General features: G+C 67.1%; 19 protein-coding genes and 1 tRNA gene. 6 read left to right on the forward strand and 14 right to left on the reverse strand.

Going from position 1 to position 18,302, the window contains the following annotated elements; translation table 11 throughout:
• Nucleotides 1-7 precede the first annotated feature (7 nt).
• Nucleotides 8-1,291, reverse strand: coding sequence for a glycosyltransferase family 1 protein (locus GGC30_RS04150; RefSeq protein WP_153922839.1), 1,284 nt, complete (start codon nt 1,289-1,291; stop codon nt 8-10).
• Between the two features lies 1 nt (nt 1,292).
• Nucleotides 1,293-2,285 carry an SIS domain-containing protein gene (locus GGC30_RS04155; protein ID WP_153922840.1) on the reverse strand — a complete coding sequence of 331 codons (993 nt, stop codon included), beginning with the start codon at nt 2,283-2,285 and terminating at the stop codon, nt 1,293-1,295.
• Nucleotides 2,286-2,453: 168 nt separating this feature from the next.
• On the opposite strand from GGC30_RS04155, the gene otsB reads away from it, so the two are divergent.
• Genes otsB through GGC30_RS04170 form a run of 3 tightly spaced genes read left to right on the forward strand, consistent with a single transcriptional unit; the run spans nt 2,454 to nt 6,456 of the window.
• Nucleotides 2,454-3,212, forward strand: a complete 759-nt coding sequence (gene otsB, locus GGC30_RS04160) for a trehalose-phosphatase (RefSeq protein WP_228763586.1) — start codon at nt 2,454-2,456, stop codon at nt 3,210-3,212.
• Nucleotides 3,213-3,216: 4 nt separating this feature from the next.
• On the forward strand, nt 3,217-5,001 hold the full coding sequence (locus GGC30_RS04165; protein ID WP_153922841.1) for a glycoside hydrolase family 15 protein: 1,785 nt from the start codon (nt 3,217-3,219) through the stop codon (nt 4,999-5,001).
• 42 nt (nt 5,002-5,043) lie between these two features.
• Nucleotides 5,044-6,456 (forward strand): trehalose-6-phosphate synthase, encoded by a 1,413-nt coding sequence (locus GGC30_RS04170; protein ID WP_153922842.1) that lies wholly within the window; start codon nt 5,044-5,046, stop codon nt 6,454-6,456.
• Between the two features lie 3 nt (nt 6,457-6,459).
• Here the strand turns inward: GGC30_RS04170 and GGC30_RS04175 are convergent, their stop codons facing one another.
• The 6 genes from GGC30_RS04175 to GGC30_RS04200 all read right to left on the reverse strand — a co-directional run bounded on the left by GGC30_RS04175 (nt 6,460) and on the right by GGC30_RS04200 (nt 12,503).
• Nucleotides 6,460-7,434 carry an esterase-like activity of phytase family protein gene (locus tag GGC30_RS04175; RefSeq protein ID WP_153922843.1) on the reverse strand — a complete coding sequence of 325 codons (975 nt, stop codon included), beginning with the start codon at nt 7,432-7,434 and terminating at the stop codon, nt 6,460-6,462.
• Nucleotides 7,431-9,314, reverse strand: coding sequence for a cobaltochelatase subunit CobT (gene cobT, locus GGC30_RS04180; RefSeq protein ID WP_153922844.1), 1,884 nt, complete (start codon nt 9,312-9,314; stop codon nt 7,431-7,433). Before cobT ends, GGC30_RS04175 begins: the two co-directional genes overlap by 4 nt.
• A 41-nt stretch (nt 9,315-9,355) precedes the next feature.
• Nucleotides 9,356-10,600 carry a DUF418 domain-containing protein gene (locus GGC30_RS04185; protein WP_153922845.1) on the reverse strand — a complete coding sequence of 415 codons (1,245 nt, stop codon included), beginning with the start codon at nt 10,598-10,600 and terminating at the stop codon, nt 9,356-9,358.
• A gap of 57 nt (nt 10,601-10,657) precedes the next feature.
• Complete coding sequence (locus GGC30_RS04190; RefSeq protein WP_137720670.1) at nt 10,658-11,215, reverse strand: phthalate transporter; 558 nt, start codon at nt 11,213-11,215, stop codon at nt 10,658-10,660.
• Complete coding sequence (locus tag GGC30_RS04195; protein ID WP_091750808.1) at nt 11,212-12,093, reverse strand: 3-hydroxybutyryl-CoA dehydrogenase; 882 nt, start codon at nt 12,091-12,093, stop codon at nt 11,212-11,214. Before GGC30_RS04195 ends, GGC30_RS04190 begins: the two co-directional genes overlap by 4 nt.
• Before the next feature lie 104 nt (nt 12,094-12,197).
• On the reverse strand, nt 12,198-12,503 hold the full coding sequence (locus tag GGC30_RS04200; protein WP_017504977.1) for a YggT family protein: 306 nt from the start codon (nt 12,501-12,503) through the stop codon (nt 12,198-12,200).
• Nucleotides 12,504-12,666: 163 nt separating this feature from the next.
• On the opposite strand from GGC30_RS04200, the gene GGC30_RS04205 reads away from it, so the two are divergent.
• Nucleotides 12,667-12,742, forward strand: a tRNA-Ala gene (locus GGC30_RS04205).
• 48 nt (nt 12,743-12,790) lie between these two features.
• Here the strand turns inward: GGC30_RS04205 and uraH are convergent.
• Genes uraH through GGC30_RS04220 form a run of 3 tightly spaced genes read right to left on the reverse strand, consistent with a single transcriptional unit; the run spans nt 12,791 to nt 14,225 of the window.
• Complete coding sequence (gene uraH, locus GGC30_RS04210) at nt 12,791-13,189, reverse strand: hydroxyisourate hydrolase (RefSeq protein WP_153922846.1); 399 nt, start codon at nt 13,187-13,189, stop codon at nt 12,791-12,793.
• Nucleotides 13,190-13,239: 50 nt separating this feature from the next.
• Nucleotides 13,240-13,794 (reverse strand): lipocalin family protein, encoded by a 555-nt coding sequence (locus tag GGC30_RS04215; RefSeq protein WP_153922847.1) that lies wholly within the window; start codon nt 13,792-13,794, stop codon nt 13,240-13,242.
• A 53-nt stretch (nt 13,795-13,847) separates the two neighbouring features.
• Nucleotides 13,848-14,225, reverse strand: coding sequence for a hypothetical protein (locus GGC30_RS04220; RefSeq protein ID WP_055754368.1), 378 nt, complete (start codon nt 14,223-14,225; stop codon nt 13,848-13,850).
• A 134-nt stretch (nt 14,226-14,359) separates the two neighbouring features.
• Here GGC30_RS04220 and GGC30_RS04225 point away from each other — a divergent pair, with 134 nt between their 5' ends.
• Nucleotides 14,360-15,151 (forward strand): SDR family oxidoreductase, encoded by a 792-nt coding sequence (locus GGC30_RS04225; protein ID WP_153922848.1) that lies wholly within the window; start codon nt 14,360-14,362, stop codon nt 15,149-15,151.
• On the opposite strand, the gene GGC30_RS04230 is transcribed toward GGC30_RS04225, so the two are convergent.
• Nucleotides 15,152-16,099, reverse strand: a complete 948-nt coding sequence (locus GGC30_RS04230) for an aspartyl protease family protein (protein WP_153922849.1) — start codon at nt 16,097-16,099, stop codon at nt 15,152-15,154. It abuts the gene before it with no gap.
• A gap of 211 nt (nt 16,100-16,310) precedes the next feature.
• Between GGC30_RS04230 and GGC30_RS04235 the strand changes: the two genes are divergently transcribed.
• Nucleotides 16,311-16,655, forward strand: coding sequence for a hypothetical protein (locus tag GGC30_RS04235; RefSeq protein ID WP_153922850.1), 345 nt, complete (start codon nt 16,311-16,313; stop codon nt 16,653-16,655).
• Here GGC30_RS04235 and GGC30_RS04240 read toward each other — a convergent pair.
• Together GGC30_RS04240 and GGC30_RS04245 are read right to left on the reverse strand one after the other, a co-directional pair.
• Entirely contained in the window at nt 16,652-17,581 is a 930-nt protein-coding gene (locus GGC30_RS04240; RefSeq protein ID WP_153922851.1) for a tyrosine recombinase XerC, read from the reverse strand. The genes GGC30_RS04235 and GGC30_RS04240 overlap by 4 nt on opposite strands.
• A complete protein-coding gene (locus GGC30_RS04245) occupies nt 17,563-18,276 on the reverse strand; it encodes a DUF484 family protein (protein WP_153922852.1) in 714 nt (237 codons plus the stop codon). The genes GGC30_RS04240 and GGC30_RS04245 overlap by 19 nt, the downstream gene beginning before the upstream one ends.
• Nucleotides 18,277-18,302 lie beyond the last annotated feature (26 nt).

Genomic DNA, 18,302 nt, shown 5'->3' on the forward strand with positions numbered 1-18,302 from the left:
GGATTGATTACAAGCCTTTGAGCGCGCTAGCCAGTGGCGAAACGGGCTCAAGACCGATAGCTTCGGCGACGATGCGGAAATGCCCAGACCAGGACGGGGCCCTGTAGGCAGGCGACGGTATCGGCGCCGCCTTCATCGCGCGTTCGATAGCGGCCAGCCAACCCAGCCCGTCCACCGGATCGATCAGTTGGGCGTTCGGCGTGAGCTCGCGGTGAGGTGGGATGTCGGAGGCGATGAGCGGTAGGTTCATGGCACAGGCCTCGACAGCCGGAAGATCGAATCCTTCTACGGAGGACGGAGCAAGGATGGCGCGCGCGCCGCGCATCAGCCGCGCCAGCACAACGTCGGATAGGTTGGAGGCTTGGTGTACGACCCCTTGCAGATTGGGCGAGCGTTGCAGATGGTCCAGCACCGCCTCGTTCTCCCATCCATAGCGGCCGATTAACACCAGGGACGGCGTCTGATCGCCCATCCGTTCTTCCAATCGTCGCCATAGTGTCAGTAGCAAAGCCAGATTCTTGCGCGCCTCGATCGTGCCGACATGGACGAAATAGGGACGCTGCGCCACGATCGCGTCACCGGCGACGAAAGCCGGCTCCAGCCCTAAATGAGCGACGTGGACCGGCGGCAGAGGCAGGCCTTCACGCTCAGCGAAGGTGCGGAGTTCATCGCCGGTGTAGGCGGAGTTGACGATGATCCGGCTGGCCAGACGTAGGGTGTTTGAGACCCGAGAATGGTGTTTGCCGCCGTCGCCTGGTCGGCAGAACTCAGGATGGGTGACGGGGATCAGATCGTGCAGCAGCACGACTCGCGCGATCCCGGCGGCCTTCAGATCTTCGAGCGCCGTCGGCTCATGGAGAGTGGTGTGACCGACGGTAAGATACAGGTCCGCCGCCGGCAGCGGGGCCGCGTGGCGCGAACGGAAGAACTGTTTGAACACCCGCGCCTTGTCGGCGGGCTTCTCCTTATCGGGAGCGGGCATCGGGCAAAGCACTGAGGCGGCCGGCCGTCGGTCCGCAGTCAGGGCGGCGAGCAGCCGCTGTTCGTGCGCCAGATCGGCGGGCGTGCTGGCGGCGCCGTTCCACTTGGCGCGCAGGTCGGCCACGAACCGCCGGAACCAGCCGATCTCGACGGCGACCAGCCGGTTCTTGCGGCCACGCACCGGGATGGTCGTGACATCAGGCGCAGCCAGCAGCCATTCGGCATAGGCCAGACACACCCGGTCCACCCCCGTCGGCGCCGACCGTTCGGCCCGGCTCATCAGCCGGCTGGCATCGTAGAGAATGCGCATACTAGGCGACGTAACCGGCCTGCATCAGTTCGGCGATGTGGACGATGGCCGTGGGTTTGCCGTCCTCGACCACGAAGAGATTGGCGATCTTGTTGGCGGTCAACAGATCGACCACATCGCTCATGCGCGCATCCGGATCAACGGTGATGGGATTTGCTCCCATGATATCGGCCGCGGTCAGATGGGTGGTGTCGCGCTGGAAGGCCCGGCGCAGGTCGCCGTCGGTGACGATGCCTGCGAGCGCGCCATCGCCGTCAAGCACGGCGACGGCACCTTTTCGGCCTTCGGTGATCGCCGAGACCACGTCCCCGAAGCTGGCGTTCAACGGCACGCTGGCCGGGACAGCGGCATTGTCGCCCATCCATTCGCGCACGCTTTGCAGGCTCATGCCCAAGGCGCCGCCAGGGTGGTGCAGGCCGAAGTCCGTGGCCGTGAACTCGCGACGATCCATCAGCACCATGGCTAAGGCATCCCCTAAGGCCAGGGTCATCAGGGTCGAGGTGGTGGGCGCCAAGCCGTTGGGGCAGGCCTCGGCGACCTTGGGCATGGTCAGGCATACCGCAGCGTTTCGGCCGAGGAAGCTGCCAGGACGCTGGGTGATGGCGATCACGGGAATGCCGTTGCGCTGGCAATAGATCAGGGGATCGCGAAGTTCACGGCTCTCGCCCGAGTTGGAGATGGCCAGCACCGTCACGTCGGGACGCAGCATCCCCAGATCGCCATGGCTCATCTCGGCAGGGTGAACGAAGAAGGCGTTGGTGCCGGTCGAGGCCAAGGTGGCGGCGATCTTGCCGCCGATGTGGCCCGACTTGCCCATGCCGGTGACGACGACATAGCCCGGTCGGCTCATGATCACATCGACCGCCCGCGCGATCGACACGTCGATCGAGCGTTCCAATCCCTCCAGCGCTTCGATGTTCAGGCGCACGACGTCGCGGGCGCGATCGGTCATCACGGCGATGTCGTCGGGGGTCGAGTGAGCGATCTCGGTCATAATGTTTTGGCCCGCAGCCGGGCTCTCCTGCTTTCACGATCGCGATCGGCCATGGGTGCGTTTCGCGCGCCGCCTCCCTTTCAGACGACTTTGTCGGTTTCTGGTCAACCTTTGCCGCTCTGGCGCGTTACGCCGACCGGGGAACTAAAACAAAGAGTTTGATCGTCAATGCCGTCTCATGCCGGAGCCGCCTCGCTATTGCTCCCGACACCGCCCGTCGTCGCCGACGGGATCGCCCTGTTTCTGGACATGGACGGCGTGCTGGCGCCGATGGCCCCGACGCCCGACGCCGTCGTGCCGACCGCGCGTCGTACGGCGGCGCTGAAGGCGGTAGAGGCGCGACTTGCGGGCCGCGTCGCCATCGTCAGCGGCCGCACCCTCGCCGAGATCGACCGCATTTCCGATCACGCCCTTGTCTCGGGCTCGGGCGTGCATGGTCTGGAGCGGCGTCTGAAGGACGGCTCCATTGAACGCAAGACGCCCGACGCCGGCGTCGCCCACGCGCTGGATGCGTTCGAGGAATTCGCCGCCGATCGCCCCGGCGTGATCGTCGAGGACAAAGGCGTGTCCGTCGGTTTGCACTATCGTCAGGCGCCGGATGAAGCCGGCGCCGCCAAGGGGCTAGCGGCCGAGCTTCAGGCCGAAACGGGACTGACGCTCCAACCCGGTCATATGGTGCTGGAGCTGAAGACGCCCGGCGCCGACAAGGGCACGGCCGTCACGGCCTTCATGCAGGAGGCGCCGTTCAAGGGCGCGGTCCCGGTTATGCTGGGCGACGACTTGACCGACGAATACGGGTTCGAGGCTGCGGCGGCGCTGGGCGGATACGGCGTGCTGGTCGGCCCCGAGCGCGAGACGGCGGCCCGATACCGGCTGGACGATGTGGATGCTGTGCTCACCTGGCTTGAAGCCGTAGCGAAGGCCTGAACCGATGAAGCCCAATCTGGATCTGTTTCCCATCGGCAACTGCGGCGTCAGCGCCCTGATCGACCGTCAGGGCCGTTTCGTCTGGGCCTGCGCGCCGCGGGTGGATGGCGACCCGGTCTTTTCCGCACTGATGGACGGCATGGCGCCCGAGCATGGCTTCTGGGCCATCGAGATGGAGGACGTGAAGTCGATCGATCAGGCCTATGTACGCAACACGCCGGTTCTGCGCACGGTCATGACGGCCGAGGACGGATCGTCAGCCGAGATCATCGACTTCGCCCCGCGTCATCCGAAGCACTCGCGCACCTATCGCCCGCTGGCCTTTGCGCGCATCGTGCGGCCGCTGTCGGGCACGCCCCGCATCCGTGTGCGGTTGCGGCCCTCGACAGACTGGGGCGCGCGCCCGGCGCCGCACACCTCCGGATCTAACCACATCCGCTATATGTGCGCCGACGTCACCTTCCGCCTGACGACCGATTGTCCCGTGTCGCATGTGCTGGAGGAGCGCGTGTTCCGGCTGGAGCGGTCGCACGCCTTCTTCCTGGGCCCGGACGAGGGCTACGACCAGGGTGTCGGCCACGGCGTTCAGGGCGCGCTGGATCGCACGGTGGCCTATTGGCAGGACTGGGTGCGCAAACTCTATCTGCCGCTCGACTATCAGGAGGCGGTGATCCGCGCGGCGATCACGCTGAAGCTGTGCGCCTATGAAGAGACCGGCGCCATCGTCGCGGCCATGACGACCTCGGTGCCCGAGTTCAAGGAGAGCGGGCGCAACTGGGACTATCGCTACTGCTGGATCCGCGACGCCTATTACACGGTGCGGGCGTTGAACCGGTTGGGCGCGGTCGACATCCTCGAGAACTATCTCGTCTATCTGAGAAACCTGGTCGACGACTCCGCCGGCGGCCATGTCCAGCCGGTCTATGGCGTGGGTCTGGAGCCCGGAATCGGCGAGAGCATCATCGACAGCGTCGCGGGCTATCGCGGCATGAAGCCGGTGCGGATCGGCAATCAGGCGCACGAACATCTGCAACACGACGTCTACGGACAGATCGTGCTGCCTCTGGTTCAGGCCTTCTATGACTCACGGCTGCTGCGCCCGGGTACGCTGGAAGATTTTCACGCGCTGGAGGCGATCGGCGAGCGGGCCTTCGCCATGCACGATCAGACCGACGCGGGCCTGTGGGAGTTCCGCACCATTGCACGGGTCCACACCTATTCATCCGTCATGTGCTGGGCCGCCTGCGATCGTCTGGCCAAGGCGGCGGAACATCTGAACCTGCCGGATCGAGCCGCCTTCTGGCGTGAGCGGGCGCAAATCATCCGTCAGCGGATCGAGGCGGAGGCCTATCTGCCCGACGAGGGCCGGTTCGCCGCCAGCTTCGGCGGCCGCGAGTTGGATGCCTCTCTGCTGCAGATGACGGATCTGGGCTTCCTAGAGGCGCACGATCCGCGTCAGGTCGCCACTTTTGACGCCATCGAGCGCGATCTGAAGAAGGGCAGCCACCTGTTCCGCTATGTCGAGCCGGACGACTTCGGCGAGCCAGAGACGGCCTTCAACTTCTGCACCTTCTGGTTCATCGAAGCCCTGCACCAGAACGGCCGCATCGAGGAAGCCCGCACCATCTTCCAGGAAATGCTGAGCCGACGGACGGCCGCAGGTCTGCTGAGCGAGGATATCTCGATCGACGATGGCGAACTGTGGGGCAACTATCCGCAGACCTATTCCCTGGTCGGCATCATCAATTGCGCCGTGCTGTTGAGCCGTTCCTGGACCGATGTGCGTTAATGTCTGGACCCCGGGGCTGGGGTCGCCGTGTGAAGTGAAGTCATGAGCCGCCTGATCGTTGTTTCGAACCGGGTTTCGGCCCCGACCGACCCCGCCGCCGGGTCCGCCGGCGGCCTAGCCATGGCTCTGTCCGCCGCGCTCAGAAAATACGACGGCCTGTGGTTCGGCTGGTCGGGCGAGCGGGTGGACCACTACACCGGCGAGGTGAAGATCGAGGACCGGGCCGGCGTCACCGTAGGGCTGGTCGATCTGGAGGGGCAGGACGTCGACGAATACTACAACGGCTACGCCAACAAGACGTTGTGGCCGCTGTTCCACCACCGCATCGACCTGGCCCAGTACGAGCGGTCCTATGGCGAGGGCTATGAGCGGGTGAACCGGCGCTTTGCCGAGGCGCTGGCCCCGTTGATCCAGCCCGACGACATGATCTGGATTCACGACTATCACATGATCCCGATGGCGCGGGATCTGCGCCGCTTGGGCATTCGCAACCGGATCGGCTTCTTCCTGCACACGCCCTGGCCGGCGCGGCAGTTGCTGGTGACCCTGCCGCATCACCGGCGGCTGGTAGAATCGATGTTCGACTTCGACCTGATCGGTTTCCACACCCAGGAGTGGAGCGATCTGTTCACCGACTATGTGGTGTCCGAGGCCCAGGGCGAGTTGGACGGGACCGGCGGGCTGGAGTGTTTCGGTCGCAAGGTCCAGACCGGCGTCTTCCCCATCGGCATCGATGTCGACGGTTTCCTGGCGGCGCGAAATTCGGCGCTTGGGGCGCGAACCTATGACCGGATGGCGGCGTCGTCGGCCTTCCGGTCGATGATCGTGGGCGTGGACCGGCTGGACTATTCCAAGGGGCTGGAAGAGCGGCTGCTGGGTTACGAACAGTTTCTGCACGACAACGCCTCGATGCGGGGCGAGGTCTTCCTGCTGCAGGTCACCCCCATCTCGCGCGACGACGTGGACAGCTATCAGGACATTCGTTCGCGGCTGGACGCCTTGGCGGGACGGATTAATGGCGCCTTCGCCGACATGGACTGGCAGCCGATCCGTTATCTGAACCGCACCTATCGCCGGGATCAGCTAGCGGGCATTTACCGCGCGGCGCGGGTCGGTCTGGTGACGCCGCTGCGCGACGGCATGAACCTAGTGGCCAAGGAATATGTCTGCGCCCAGAACCCGGACGATCCGGGCGTGCTGATCCTGTCGCGCTTCGCCGGCGCGGCCGAACAGATGGGCGAGGCGCTGCTGGTCAATCCCTACAGTCGCGAAGAGCTGTCCGACGCCATCCAGAAGGCGCTGACCATGCCGCTGGCCGAGCGGATCCGGAAATGGGAAGCCCTGATGGATGTGGTTCGCGCCACCGATGTCGGCATCTGGCGCGATGATTTCGTGCGCGCCCTGCAAGCCGATGAAACGACCTCGCAACCGACGCAGTGGGCCGGCGCGGCCTGACGCCTAGCGGAGGTCGAAGGCCAGCATCAGGGTGCGCTGGGCCGGATTGAAGTTGTCGTCGGACAGGAGGTAGAGCCGGGTCCTGCCGTTTCGCATCTCTGCGGCGATCCCCTCGAAGTTGTCGGTCGTGCCGGGCAGTTTCAGCTCGATCAACACCGGTCCCAGCGCTCCGTCGGGGGCCATGCGGCGCACGCGCGCGCGCATGTCGATGGGTGCCCGGTACAGGCGCTGGACCACGAACCATCCAACGCCGGACGGATCGCGATCCAGACCGGTGATGCGGTATTCGCTGTCGGGAATGGGGGTTGCAGGCGGCGCGCTCACGACCGTGCAACTTGCCGCCGCGCAGTCCCAGACGCCGCCCGCCTCGCCAGAGACGCGCCAGCCGCTGGGCGCAACGGCTAACCCTTCCATCCCGTCGTTCTCGGTCAAGGCGAAGTCGGGCGACCGCACTGGCGTCGGCCGCGTCCGCAGCGCCGACAAGGGGCCGTAGTTCCAGATGCGATGACGCCGCTCGAAACTGACCAGCAGATCGCCGGAGGGGGTGATGGCCAGGCCCTCGGCGTCGCCGTCCGACTTGTCAGAAATCGCGGCGCCGTCTTGAAGCGTCAGCCGGCGCGAGCGGAAGTGATCCAGGCCAGCCAGCCGCCCCCCGGCGTCCAGGCGAATGTCGCCGCGCACCAGATCACCGGTGTCTGATACCGTGACGAAACCGCCGTCGCCGGTCAGCTTCAGGTCCGACAGGCTGTGCAGCGGCGAGGTCGGCGCGGCGCTGACCTGCAGGCCGCCGGCGAACGTGACACTGTCAGCCAACTGCGTGCCGCCGGGCAGGCCCAAGCTGACGCTTCGCAGTTCCGCGACCTGGGGCGTCCAGCCGTCCGATGACAACGGATAGGGACGCGGCGCGCCCAGCGAGGCGGCGCAGGCCGACAGCGACAGCGCGACCCAGACACTGGCTAGCCGGCCGAAACGGCTCATGCCGCCAGCTTTCGCTTGGCGCGACGGGTGGGACCCGCCGCCCCCTCGTTCTCGAACAGTTCGGCCAGCTTCTCGGTCATGGCCCCCGCCAGCTGTTCCACGTCCACGATGGTCAGGGCCTTGCGATACCAGCGGGTTACGTCATGGCCGATGCCGATGGCCAGCAGTTCGACCGGCGAGCGGTCCTCGATCTCGGCGATCACCTGACGCAGGTGCTTGTCCAGATAAAGCGCTGCATTGGCCGACTGGGTCGAGTCGTCGACCGGGGAACCGTCGGAAATGACCATCAGGATGCGGCGCTGTTCGGTGCGGGCCAACAGGCGGCCGTGCGCCCATTGCAGGGCCTCGCCGTCGATATTCTCCTTCAACAGCCCCTCGCGCATCATCAGGCCCAGGTTCTTCTTGGCCCGGCGCCACGGCGCGTCGGCGGCCTTGTAGATGATGTGGCGCAGGTCGTTGAGGCGGCCGGGATTTTGCGGCTTGCCGGCGGTGATCCAGGCTTCGCGGCTCTGTCCGCCCTTCCAAGCGCGGGTGGTGAAGCCCAGGATTTCGACCTTGACGCCGCAGCGTTCCAGCGTCCGCGCCAGGATGTCGGCGCAGACCGCCGCCACCATGATCGGCCGCCCGCGCATCGAGCCGGAGTTGTCCAGCAGCAGGGTCACGACCGTGTCGCGGAACGGGCTTTCGCTCTCGGCCTTGAACGACAGGGGGGCGGTCGGGTCGGTGACGATCCGGGTCAGCCGCGCCGTGTCCAGCGTCCCCTCTTCCAGATCGAAGACCCAGGAACGGTTCTGCTGCGCCAGCAGGCGGCGTTGCAGCTTGTTGGCCAGGCGCGACACGACGCTGGACAGGATGGCCAACTGGCCATCCAGCAGGGCGCGCAGCCGGTCCAGCTCGACCGGGTCGCACAGGTCGGCGGCGTCCACCACCTCGTCGAAGGCGGTGGTGAAGACGCGGTAGAAATTAACCGCGCGGCCGTCGTCGGCCGTCTGCTGACGGTTCGGCTGCTGGCCTTCCTGAAGTTCCGGGCCATCGTCGGCGCCTTCGCCGTCGGGATCGGCGGGCGCGCCTTCGGGGCGACTTTCGCGCTCCTGCTCGGAAGACTGATCGTCGGCGTCGCCCTCCATCGACTGGGAGCCTTCGCCGCCGTCCTGCTCTTCCTCCTCGTCCTGATCGTCGTCAGACGCGGGGTCTTGAGGATCGGGTTCTTCGTCGCCGGGATCTTCGGACGTATCCTCGCCGCGTCCGTCGCCGGGGTCGAGGTCCAGCGCGCGCAGCACTTCGCGCATCTTCAGCGCGAAGCCTTCCTGATCGCCCGCCGTACCGGCCAGGGCGTCCAGCTTGGCGCCCGCCTTGGCTTCGATGTTAGCGCGCACCAGATCCAGCATGGCCCGGGCGCCGTCGGGGGCGGGGCGCCCGGTCAGCCGCTCTCGGACAAGCAGAGCCACGGCTTCGGACACGGGCACGCGGTCGGCGTCGCTGATGCGCAGGGCGCCGGTCTTTTCCAGTCGCGTGATCAGGGCGGCGCCTAGATTGTCGCGCACCCCGGCCAGATGTTCCGAACCAAAGGCCTCGACGCGCGCCTGTTCGACCGCATCGAACACCTCGGCCGCCTTGGCGTCCGCTGGCCGCATCCGGCTGTTCACCGCCGCATCGTGATTGGCCAGACGCAGCGCCAGCCGGTCGGCCTGGCCGCGCAAGGACGCGCTCTCGGGCCCGGACGGATCGCGGGGCGGATGGGGCAGGGTCAGGACGCCGTTCGACAGTTTGGGCCCGTCGGACCCGAACACCACCTCCAGCTCCGGCTGCTCGGCCAGTGCCCGCGCGGCATGACCCAGCGCGCGCTTGAAGGTTTCGGCGGGAGTGTCCGGGGCGGCCATAGCCCTCAGTTAATCGCTTCGCGCCTGCGATAAAAGCGCCGTCAGCCGCCTTTTGAAATCGGCACGCGACGGCCGTAGGTCAGACAGCGCCAAACCCACTCCAGCGGCCCCATGCTGAACCGCGACAACCACAGCGGCGACCAGATCAGTTGCAGCGCCGAGACCGCCAGAACCAGGCCCCACATCTGGACATAGTCGACCCGTCCGAACAGCCGCGGTCCCCACGGCATGTAGAAGATCGAGGTCATGATCAGGGTCTGGGTCAGATAGTTGGTGAAGGCCATCTGACCTACCGGCCGCAGCGCCGCCGTGATCCAGGCCAGCCCTCGCGTCGTCGCCAGCACGATCAGGCTGACATAGGCCAAGGTGACGAAGATGGGGAAGGAGGCGACGACCTCCGCCAGCCCGCGCGTCGGGTGGGTTCCGGCCGGGGCCATGGCCTCACGCCATTCCAGCACGCCCAGCAGGGCCAGCACGGCTCCGCCGACCCCGACCAAGGCGCCATAGACCCCGTTGGGCGCCCGGCCGCTGAACACGCCGGCCTTGAACAGGCCCAGTCCCAGCATCATCAGGGCCACGGTCGAGAAGACGAACATCGTCAGGCTGGCGCCCTGCAGCAGCAGCCAGTTCTGAATGTTCTGGCCCATCGCCCCGGCCCAGCCGCTGCGATAGGCGGCGATCGACTCCGTCACCATGGCGGCGGTGTAATGCGGCCCGCCCTGGTTCATCGCCTCGGTGATCGCCGGCGGCCCGGCGACCATCAGCCAGGTCGCACCCGCCTGCATCGCGCCCAGCAACAGGGTTACGCCCAGGCCGATCCCGATCAACGTCCCGGCCCGCATCGACCGCATCAGCATCACGAACAGGCCCGACCAGGCGTAGAGCAGAAGCACGTCGCCATACCAGAAGGCCAGGCCGTGGATCAGGGCGATGACCGCCAGCCAGAACAGGCGGCGTCGCAGCAGTTTGCCACGCGCCGCATCGTCCCGCTCGCCCCCGACCAGATAGATCGACGCCCCGAACAGCATCGAAAACAGGGTGATGAACTTCTGATGGAAGAAGACGTCCATCGTCCAGCGCGCCACGGCGTTGGCGCCGTTGACCGGAAACGGGCTCAGGCTCGCGTCCTGATAGACCATGACCGGCAGGCCGAAGGAGACGACATTGACCGCCAGGATGCCCAGCACCGCCAGCCCCCGCATGACGTCCAGGCTGGCGATGCGCGAGGTCGCCGCGACGGGCGACAGGATCTCCGCCGCATCCTTGTCCGTGTCGTCCATGGTCATTCTCGGATCCCCCAATCCTCGAACTCAGGCGTCAGGCGCGAATGCCAACCCTGCTTCTCAGCCTTTGGGCATCAGGCCCAGTCTGTCCTTGACCGCCGGCCGCGCCTCGAAGGCGATGAAAGCGGCGCACAACCCGGCCCACAGGGCGTAGCTGACGCCCACGATCATGGCGATGGGCAGGCCGCCGACGCCGAAGATCAGCAGGGTGGTCTCGGTCGCGCCCAGGGCCTGCATGACATCGCCGGCCTCGAACCAGCCCATCACGCTCATGCCCAGGGCGACGACGATCTGAACCAGGGCCGCCGCCAAACCGCCGTACATCATGAAGCGCCAGACGACGCCCAGCCGTGTCCCGGGCCGGCCGTCGCGCTTGCGCTCGTTCAACACACGATACAGCGCCAGCGGCACGGTGATCAGGCCGATCAGCATCACCACCAGCCGCCAGTCCATGTCGCGGCCGGGCAGATAGGCGTGCGGCCGCCAGAAGGGCAGGGTCAACCACAGGGGTGGCCAGGCCGCGCCGGCCAAACAGGCCAGAATCCGAGGCGTCCGCCCGGGCCGCGCGGCGATGGTCGCCTGACCCGGCAGGTCGGAATAGCTCTCGAACCGGCTCATCGCGTCGGCGCCGGCGCAGCGCCGGAATAGTCGTAGAAGCCGCGTCCGCTCTTCCTGCCCAGCCAGCCGGCCTCGACATATTTCACCAGCAGCGGGCAGGGGCGATATTTGCTGTCGGCCAAGCCGTCATACAGCACGTTCATGATGGCCAGGACGACGTCCAGACCCATGAAGTCCGCCAGTTCCAGCGGCCCCATCGGATGATTGGCGCCCAGGCGCAGCGCCTTGTCGATCGAGGCGACGTTGCCGACCCCTTCGTACAGGGCGAAGATGGCCTCGTTCATCATCGGCACCAGGATGCGATTGACGATGAAGGCGGGGAAATCCTCGGCGTCCGTGGTGGTCTTGCCCAGGCTTTCGGCGAAGGCGACGGCGGCGGAATGGGTTTCGGCCGAGGTGGCGATACCGCGAATGATCTCCACCAGCTTCATCACCGGCGCCGGCTTCATGAAGTGCAGGCCGACGAACCGGTCCGGCCGGTCCGTCGAGGACGCCAGGCGGGTGATCGAGATCGAAGAAGTGTTGGACGCCAGGAGGGTCTGCGGCCCCAGGTGCGGCACGACCTGCGCATAGATGGCCTTCTTGACCGCCTCGTCTTCCAGCGCCGCCTCGATGACCAGATCGGCGCCGGCGACGGCCTCGGCCATCACGTCGCTTGTCGTGATGCGGGTCAGGGCTGCGTCGGCCGCGGCCTGGTCGACCAGTCCGCGTCCGACGTGACGCGCCAGGCTGGCCGCGATCTCGCCCTGCGCCAGCGGCAGCCGGTCGGCGACGACGTCATAAAGGCGAACCGAATAGCCCCCGAGCGCGACCGCCTGCGCGATGCCTGCGCCCATCTGTCCGGCGCCCAGAATGGCGACTGTGGTGATCGAGGTCATGAACCGTGGTCGAAAGTGGTCGGGCGGGCACCTTTAGAAAGGAAGGCGCGCGGCGCAAGAGCGGATCAACCCTCTCGCATCAGATTTCCGCCCGCCGTGTCGCCTCAGCCGAGCAACTGGATCAGGGCCGGCGCCGCCGTGCGGTTGAACAGCACGCTGATGAACTGCAGCAGTAGGATCACCACGATGGGCGAGATGTCGATGCCGCCCAAGTTCGGAATGATGCGGCGGAACGGCTCCAGCAGGGGCGCGGTGACCCGGTCCAGGAAGGTCCCGACCGAATAGACGAAGCGGTTGCGATAGTTGACGACGTCGAACGCCACCAACCAGCTCAGAATGGCCTGGGCGATGATGAACCAGATCATCAGACTGATGATGGTGTTGATCAACCAGACGAGCGCATAGCCCATGAACGGTAACTCCTGCTTGGATCGGCGCTTTTAGCCTGTTCGCCCCTGCTCCGACAACGGCCGTGTCCGACCTGCGCGCTTTGCGCGCACAAGCCCGTTGACACCACGCCCGCCCGCCTTCTATGTCCGCCACGCCTGTGAAACCCGATCCCACGCCGGAAACGGGGCCGTAGCTCAGTTGGTAGAGCGCGTCGTTCGCAATGACGAGGTCAGGGGTTCGACTCCCCTCGGCTCCACCAGGCGCTCCTGATCATATCCTCAACGACAAGCCGCGTTCGGCCATCCGCTCAGTTGCCGCGGTAGGTGCTGTAGCCGTAGGGGCTGACGACGACGGGGACGTGGTAGTGGATGCTCGGGTCGCGGACCCGGAACACCACGTCGATCTCGGGGAAGAAGGGCTGGGCGTCCTTGTCGCCGTATTGCGACATGTCGAACGTCAGCTTGTAGGTCGCGGCCTGCGTCGTGACATGATCGCCGAACGAGCGGACGCGGCCGTTCTCGTCGGTGCGCGCGGTCGCCAGTTGTCGCCAGCCGCCGTCGCCGTCCTTGATCGCCAAAGTGACGGGCACATCGCGGCCGCCGACGCCGCGCGCCAAATCCAGGACGTGGGTCGAAATGGTCTCGGCCGAGGCCGATCCTGCGGAGATCAGGAAGGCAGACAGGGCGGCAAGCGCTGCAATACGCATGGTATAGTCCTTGGGAACGGGTTGGCTTCGGGGCGGCGTAAGCCGGGCGATTAGTGCTGGGTCGGCCGGACCAAGGTCAGGTCATAGCCCAGGGCGCGGGTGCGGTTCAGGATGGTCTCGCGGGTCTGGGACGAAGGTTGCGCGGTGCGGCTGAGCAGCCAAAGGTAGCGACCCGAAGGCTCGCCGACGATGGACCAGGAATAGTCGTCGGCGTGGTCCAGCACCCAATAGTCGCCGACGTAGAAGGGGCCGAAGAAGGATACCTTCAGCTTGGAGTTGTCGCTGCCCTCGACGATCTTCGCCTTGCCCTCTGAGGTTTTTTCCGGACCATCGGCCGCACCCTGTCGGCAGGTGTTCAGCACCCCGACCAGACCGTCATCGCGCACCGTATATTGAGCGGTCACCCCTTCGCAGCCGCGCTCGAACCCGTTCTCGTAGCGCCCGATTTCATACCACAAGCCGGCGTAGCGGTTCAGATCGACCGGCTTGGCGGGTTGGGGCACGGCGGCGTTGCCTACGGGGCCGCGTTGCAGGGTGGCGCAGGCGCCCAGCGCGAGGGCGGCGCCGACGATCAGGGCGATGGAAGCGGTGCGAGCGATTTTCATGGCCGCAGAACGACGATGAGGGCGCCCGGTTCCGGACACTCGGTCTCGGCAGATCACCGCAGCGCGACGTAGCCCCGTTCGATGACCCGGCGCAGAGCCTCGTAGGCTTCGGCCAGTTCGTCGTAGGCGGTGCGGGCGGCGGTCAGGCGGGCGACCTGGTCAGGCGTGACAGCCGAGCCGGAGTGGGCCAGGCGCAGCGATTCCGCAACCCATTTGGCGCGGGCCGTGGCGGTCATGACCGCCAGCTTTTGCAGCGAGCCGGCGTCCACGCCGGTCAGGGCGTGCCCGATCACCTCCTTGTTGGCGACGTAGGCGGCGTAGTCGATCTGCTCCAGCTGCCCGCGCAGGCGACGCTGCTCGTGCGGATCGGTGTCCTGCGGCTCGAAATGGTCGCTGTGGCGGCGGGTGCTGGACGTCATCTTGGTCGACATGGGCGAGCCCTCCCCGGCCTGTCCTGGCGGTCTCGGCGGCCGCTCGACAAGAAGGTGCGCCGTCTCGGTTAACGCCGCGTTGCGCTTGGGACCCACGCATCCGATATCGGGGCCACACAGGATCGGAGAAGACCATGGACCTGAAACTGAACGGCAAGCGCGCCCTGATCTGCGGCGGCTCATCCGGCCTTGGCAGCGCCGTGGCGACGGCCCTGGTCGCGGAGGGCGCGCACGTCGCCCTGCTGTCGCGCGATGAAGGCAAGCTTCAGGCCGTGGCGGATGCGCTGAACGCATCCGGGCCTGGCCGGGCGGTCGTGGTCACGGCGGACCTGGCGGACCATGAGGCGCTGCTGAAGGCGACGGACCGGGCCGAGGATCTGCTGGGCGGGCACGTCGAAATCCTGTTGAACAACACCGGGGGGCCGCCGCCGTCGGGCGTGTCGGGGCTTGAGCCGGCGGTTTGGCGCGATCATTTCGAGTCGATGGTGCTGTCGATCTTCCGCCTGACGGACCGGGTGCTGCCGGCCATGCGGGCGGCCGGCTGGGGGCGCATCCTGAACGTCGCCTCGATCACAGTGGTCGAGCCGTCGGCGGCGCTGGGCGTGTCCAACACCCTGCGGGCCTCGGTCGCGGCCTGGGCCAAGACCCTGGCCAATGAGGTCGGACCAGACGGGGTGACGGTCAACACCCTGCTGCCGGGGCGGATCGATACGCCGCGGATCGAAAGGCTGGACCAGGCGACCGCTGAGCGCACCGGCACGACGCCGCAAGAGGCGCGAGCTGAATCCGTCAAATCGATCCCCGTCGGCCGCATCGGCACGACTGAGGAGTTCGGCGCCACCGCCGCCTTCCTGGCCAGTCCGCTTGCGGCCTATGTCACCGGCTCGCTGATCCGACTGGACGGCGGGGCGATCAAGGCGATCTGATCAGCCGGGCGCACGACGGCGCAGCACGCCGCCGAAAGCCACGCGGCTGCGGCCGTAATCCAGAGTGATGCGGCTGAACCGGCTCAGGATATCGGCGCCCAGCAGCAGGGCGGGCTTGTCGATCAGGTCCATGACCTGAAACACATGCAGGTCGGCGAACAGCAGCGGGGTCGGCCCCAGAGATCGTCCCGCGATGTGCAGGGCGGGCGTCGTGCCGGTGCGAGCCGTCACTGCGCCGCCGACGATGCCGACCATCCGCACAGGCTCGGACGGGGCGGCGGCCTGACCGATGTCGATCGCCTGCATCACGGCCAGATTGCCGATCGAATATTGCGCGCCGCTGTCGATGAAGGCCGCGACCTCCACGCCGGCGATCTCGATCCGGGTCAGGATCAGCTGACCGAAGCGACCGCGACGACCGGCGACCAGCACGTCCTGTTGCTGGGGCCGGGTTGAGTCGGGGCTGGTCGTCAGCGCGATGCTGGTCGACCCTGACGGCGACAGGGCGACCTGGCGGGCATTGACGTCCAGCGTCAGGCGAAAGCGGGACAGCAGGTCCAGACCGAGCAGGCCGTCGGCGCCCAGGGCGTCGCGCGGGAAGACCGGCAGGGTCAGGTCGCTGAAGCGCCGCCGCCCGATCTCGATCTGCGCCAGTTCGACGGTCGGCGTGACCTCGGCCGCCGTGATCCCGTGCACCACGACCGGGCGGCCGGGCGGCAGGGCCAAGGTCTGGGCCAACTCGGCCGAAATCGCGCTGCGCTCGGCGCCGGTGTCGATGACGAAGATCTTCTGGACGCTTCCATTCAGACGCACGCCGACGCCCATCCGCGTCAACAGATTTTGCAGGAGCCGCACCCGATCGGGCGGATCTGCTGGGATGGCGGTCTGGGCGGACACAAACGGAACAGCCGCCAGCAGGCCCAGCGTCTTGCGCCGCGACGTTTTCACGCTCGATCCTTCGCCAAACCCTGGCCGCACTTGCCTGTCCTCCTCGGGCCGTCGCCAGGGCAGGGCAGGCTACGCGCTTTTGGCGAAGAGCCTGAGACATATTCTTGTCGGTCGTGTCTCAGCGCGGCTGCGCCTTCCCGCCCGGCGTTCGGCGCCGTCTGGCCAATCGGGGGTTGTCGACGTATCGTCCCAGCCGAAACAGGAGGATGCGATGCTGACCTTGCTTATGCTGGCCCTGTCCGACCCCGCGGCGGCGTCTTCCAGCGCGATTACCAGCCCTGATCTTGTCGTTGTTTCCGCACCAAGGGAGGCCACGCAGCGTTGTGGCGATCCGCTGATGCAGGCTCGGCAAAGCGGCGTCGGCGCCATGATGCTGGATCGATCGCTCGATGATGGACAGGTCCGGCGCTATCTGCTGCTGGATCGGCGCGACCAGAACAACTGTCCCCTGCCGATCAGCTACGCCGTGCCGGATCAACGGGCGCTGGGTCGAAACCTGATGCCGGCCCAGCCCGACGTCGGCGTGCCACCGGCTCCGCCCGCGCCGCGTCGCTAGGCGCGGGGATGGGCGGCCGCATAGGCGTTTAAAAGACGATCCGCATCGACGCCGGTGTATTTCTGGGTCGTCGACAGGCTGGCGTGGCCCAGCAGTTCCTGGATCGACCGCAGATCGGCCCCGGCGCCCAGCAGGTGGGTCGCGAAACTGTGGCGCAGGGCGTGAGGCGTGGTGCGCTCGGGCAGACCCAACCGGCCGCGCAACTTCTGCACCGAGGCCTGAACGTGACGGGGGCTTAAGGGGCCGCCGCGGCGGGCGCGAAACAGGGCGTCGGCGGGCTGGAGCGGGAAGGGCAGAAGGACCAGGTAGGCGTCCACCGCCGTGCGTACGGCGGGCAGGATCGGCGCGATCCGGGTCTTGGAGCCCTTGCCGACGATACGCAGGGTCTCGCCTAGCGGCGCATCGGCGCGGGTCAGGGACATGGCCTCGGAGATCCGCAGGCCGCAGCCGTAGAGCAGGGTCAGGACAGCTCTGTCACGCGCGGCCTCCCACGGTTCGGCGTCGGGATCGGCGTCCGGTTCGGCCAGCAGACCGCGCGCCTGATCCTCTGTCACCGGACGGGGCAGGGACGGCTTGACCTTGGGACCGCGCACTAGGGCCAGCTGCGGCGCGGGCGTGTCCAGCCGCCGGTCGAGGAAGGCGTGAAAACCGCGAATGGCCGACAGGCTCTGGCTCAGCGACCGGGCCGCCAGCGGTTGATCTCCGGATCGTCGCTCAGCCATGTGGGCGCGGACCTCGGCGGCGGTGATCGTCCCCATGTCTTTCAGCGACATCACCTCGCCGCGATGGCGTTCGAGGAAGGCGACATAGAGCTGCCCGATGTGGCCATAGGCCTCCAGCGTGCGTGGCGACAGGCGACGTTCGTGCGCCAAGTGATCGAGCCAGGCGCGCAGGGCGTCGGAGGCGGTCAGTTGAGAACCGGCCATCGCTCGGCCATCCGCTCCGTCACCCGCGCCAGGAAGGCGGCCAGTTCGCAGCCCATGTTGGGGGTGAAGCCTTCGAGTTCGGGTGAGCCGAAGGCGCAGATGCAGGGGCGGGGCGGCCCGCCCGGCGTCAGGTGCGGGGCCATGCGGACCAGGGCGATGGACCGCACCTGATCCTCGGCAGCGCCGAAGAAATTCAGACCTTGGATCATCGGGCCGAGCCAGGTCAGGCCGTGCTCGCCCAGCAGGTTGTCGACGTCGCCTTCTTCCAGCGCGCGCCAGCCGAAGGGTACGCCGCCGGGTTTTTCCAGAGCGATGGCGGCGCCGGCCAAGCCGAACCGCCCCTGCGCCGCCGCATCCAGCCGCCGTGCCAGGTCGGAATGGTTCTTGGCCTCCATCAGGTCCAGGGTCGCGACGTGGGTCTGGGTCTGGGCGGCGAAGTTGGCGCGGGCGACCAGTTCGATCTCACGCCGGGCGCCGGTCTCGCGCTCGACCACGGCCTCTAGCCGCGTCAGGGCGGCGGCACCGAACTCGACCACGTTGCGGCCGTGCGGCCGCAGACCGATCTCTTCCAGCAGAGAGCGGTCGTCGAGCAGGGTCTGGGGATGGGTCTGCAGCCAGCCGCGCACGTCGGGCCAATGCAAGCCGTCGCCGATATGGGGCGTTGCGTCCGATTCCGACGTTTCGAAAAGGTCCAATGAGCCGCTCAAACAGACCTCTCCGG

This window comes from Brevundimonas sp. SPF441 (genome assembly GCF_009661015.1).
Classification (GTDB): Bacteria; Pseudomonadota; Alphaproteobacteria; order Caulobacterales; family Caulobacteraceae; genus Brevundimonas; species Brevundimonas vesicularis.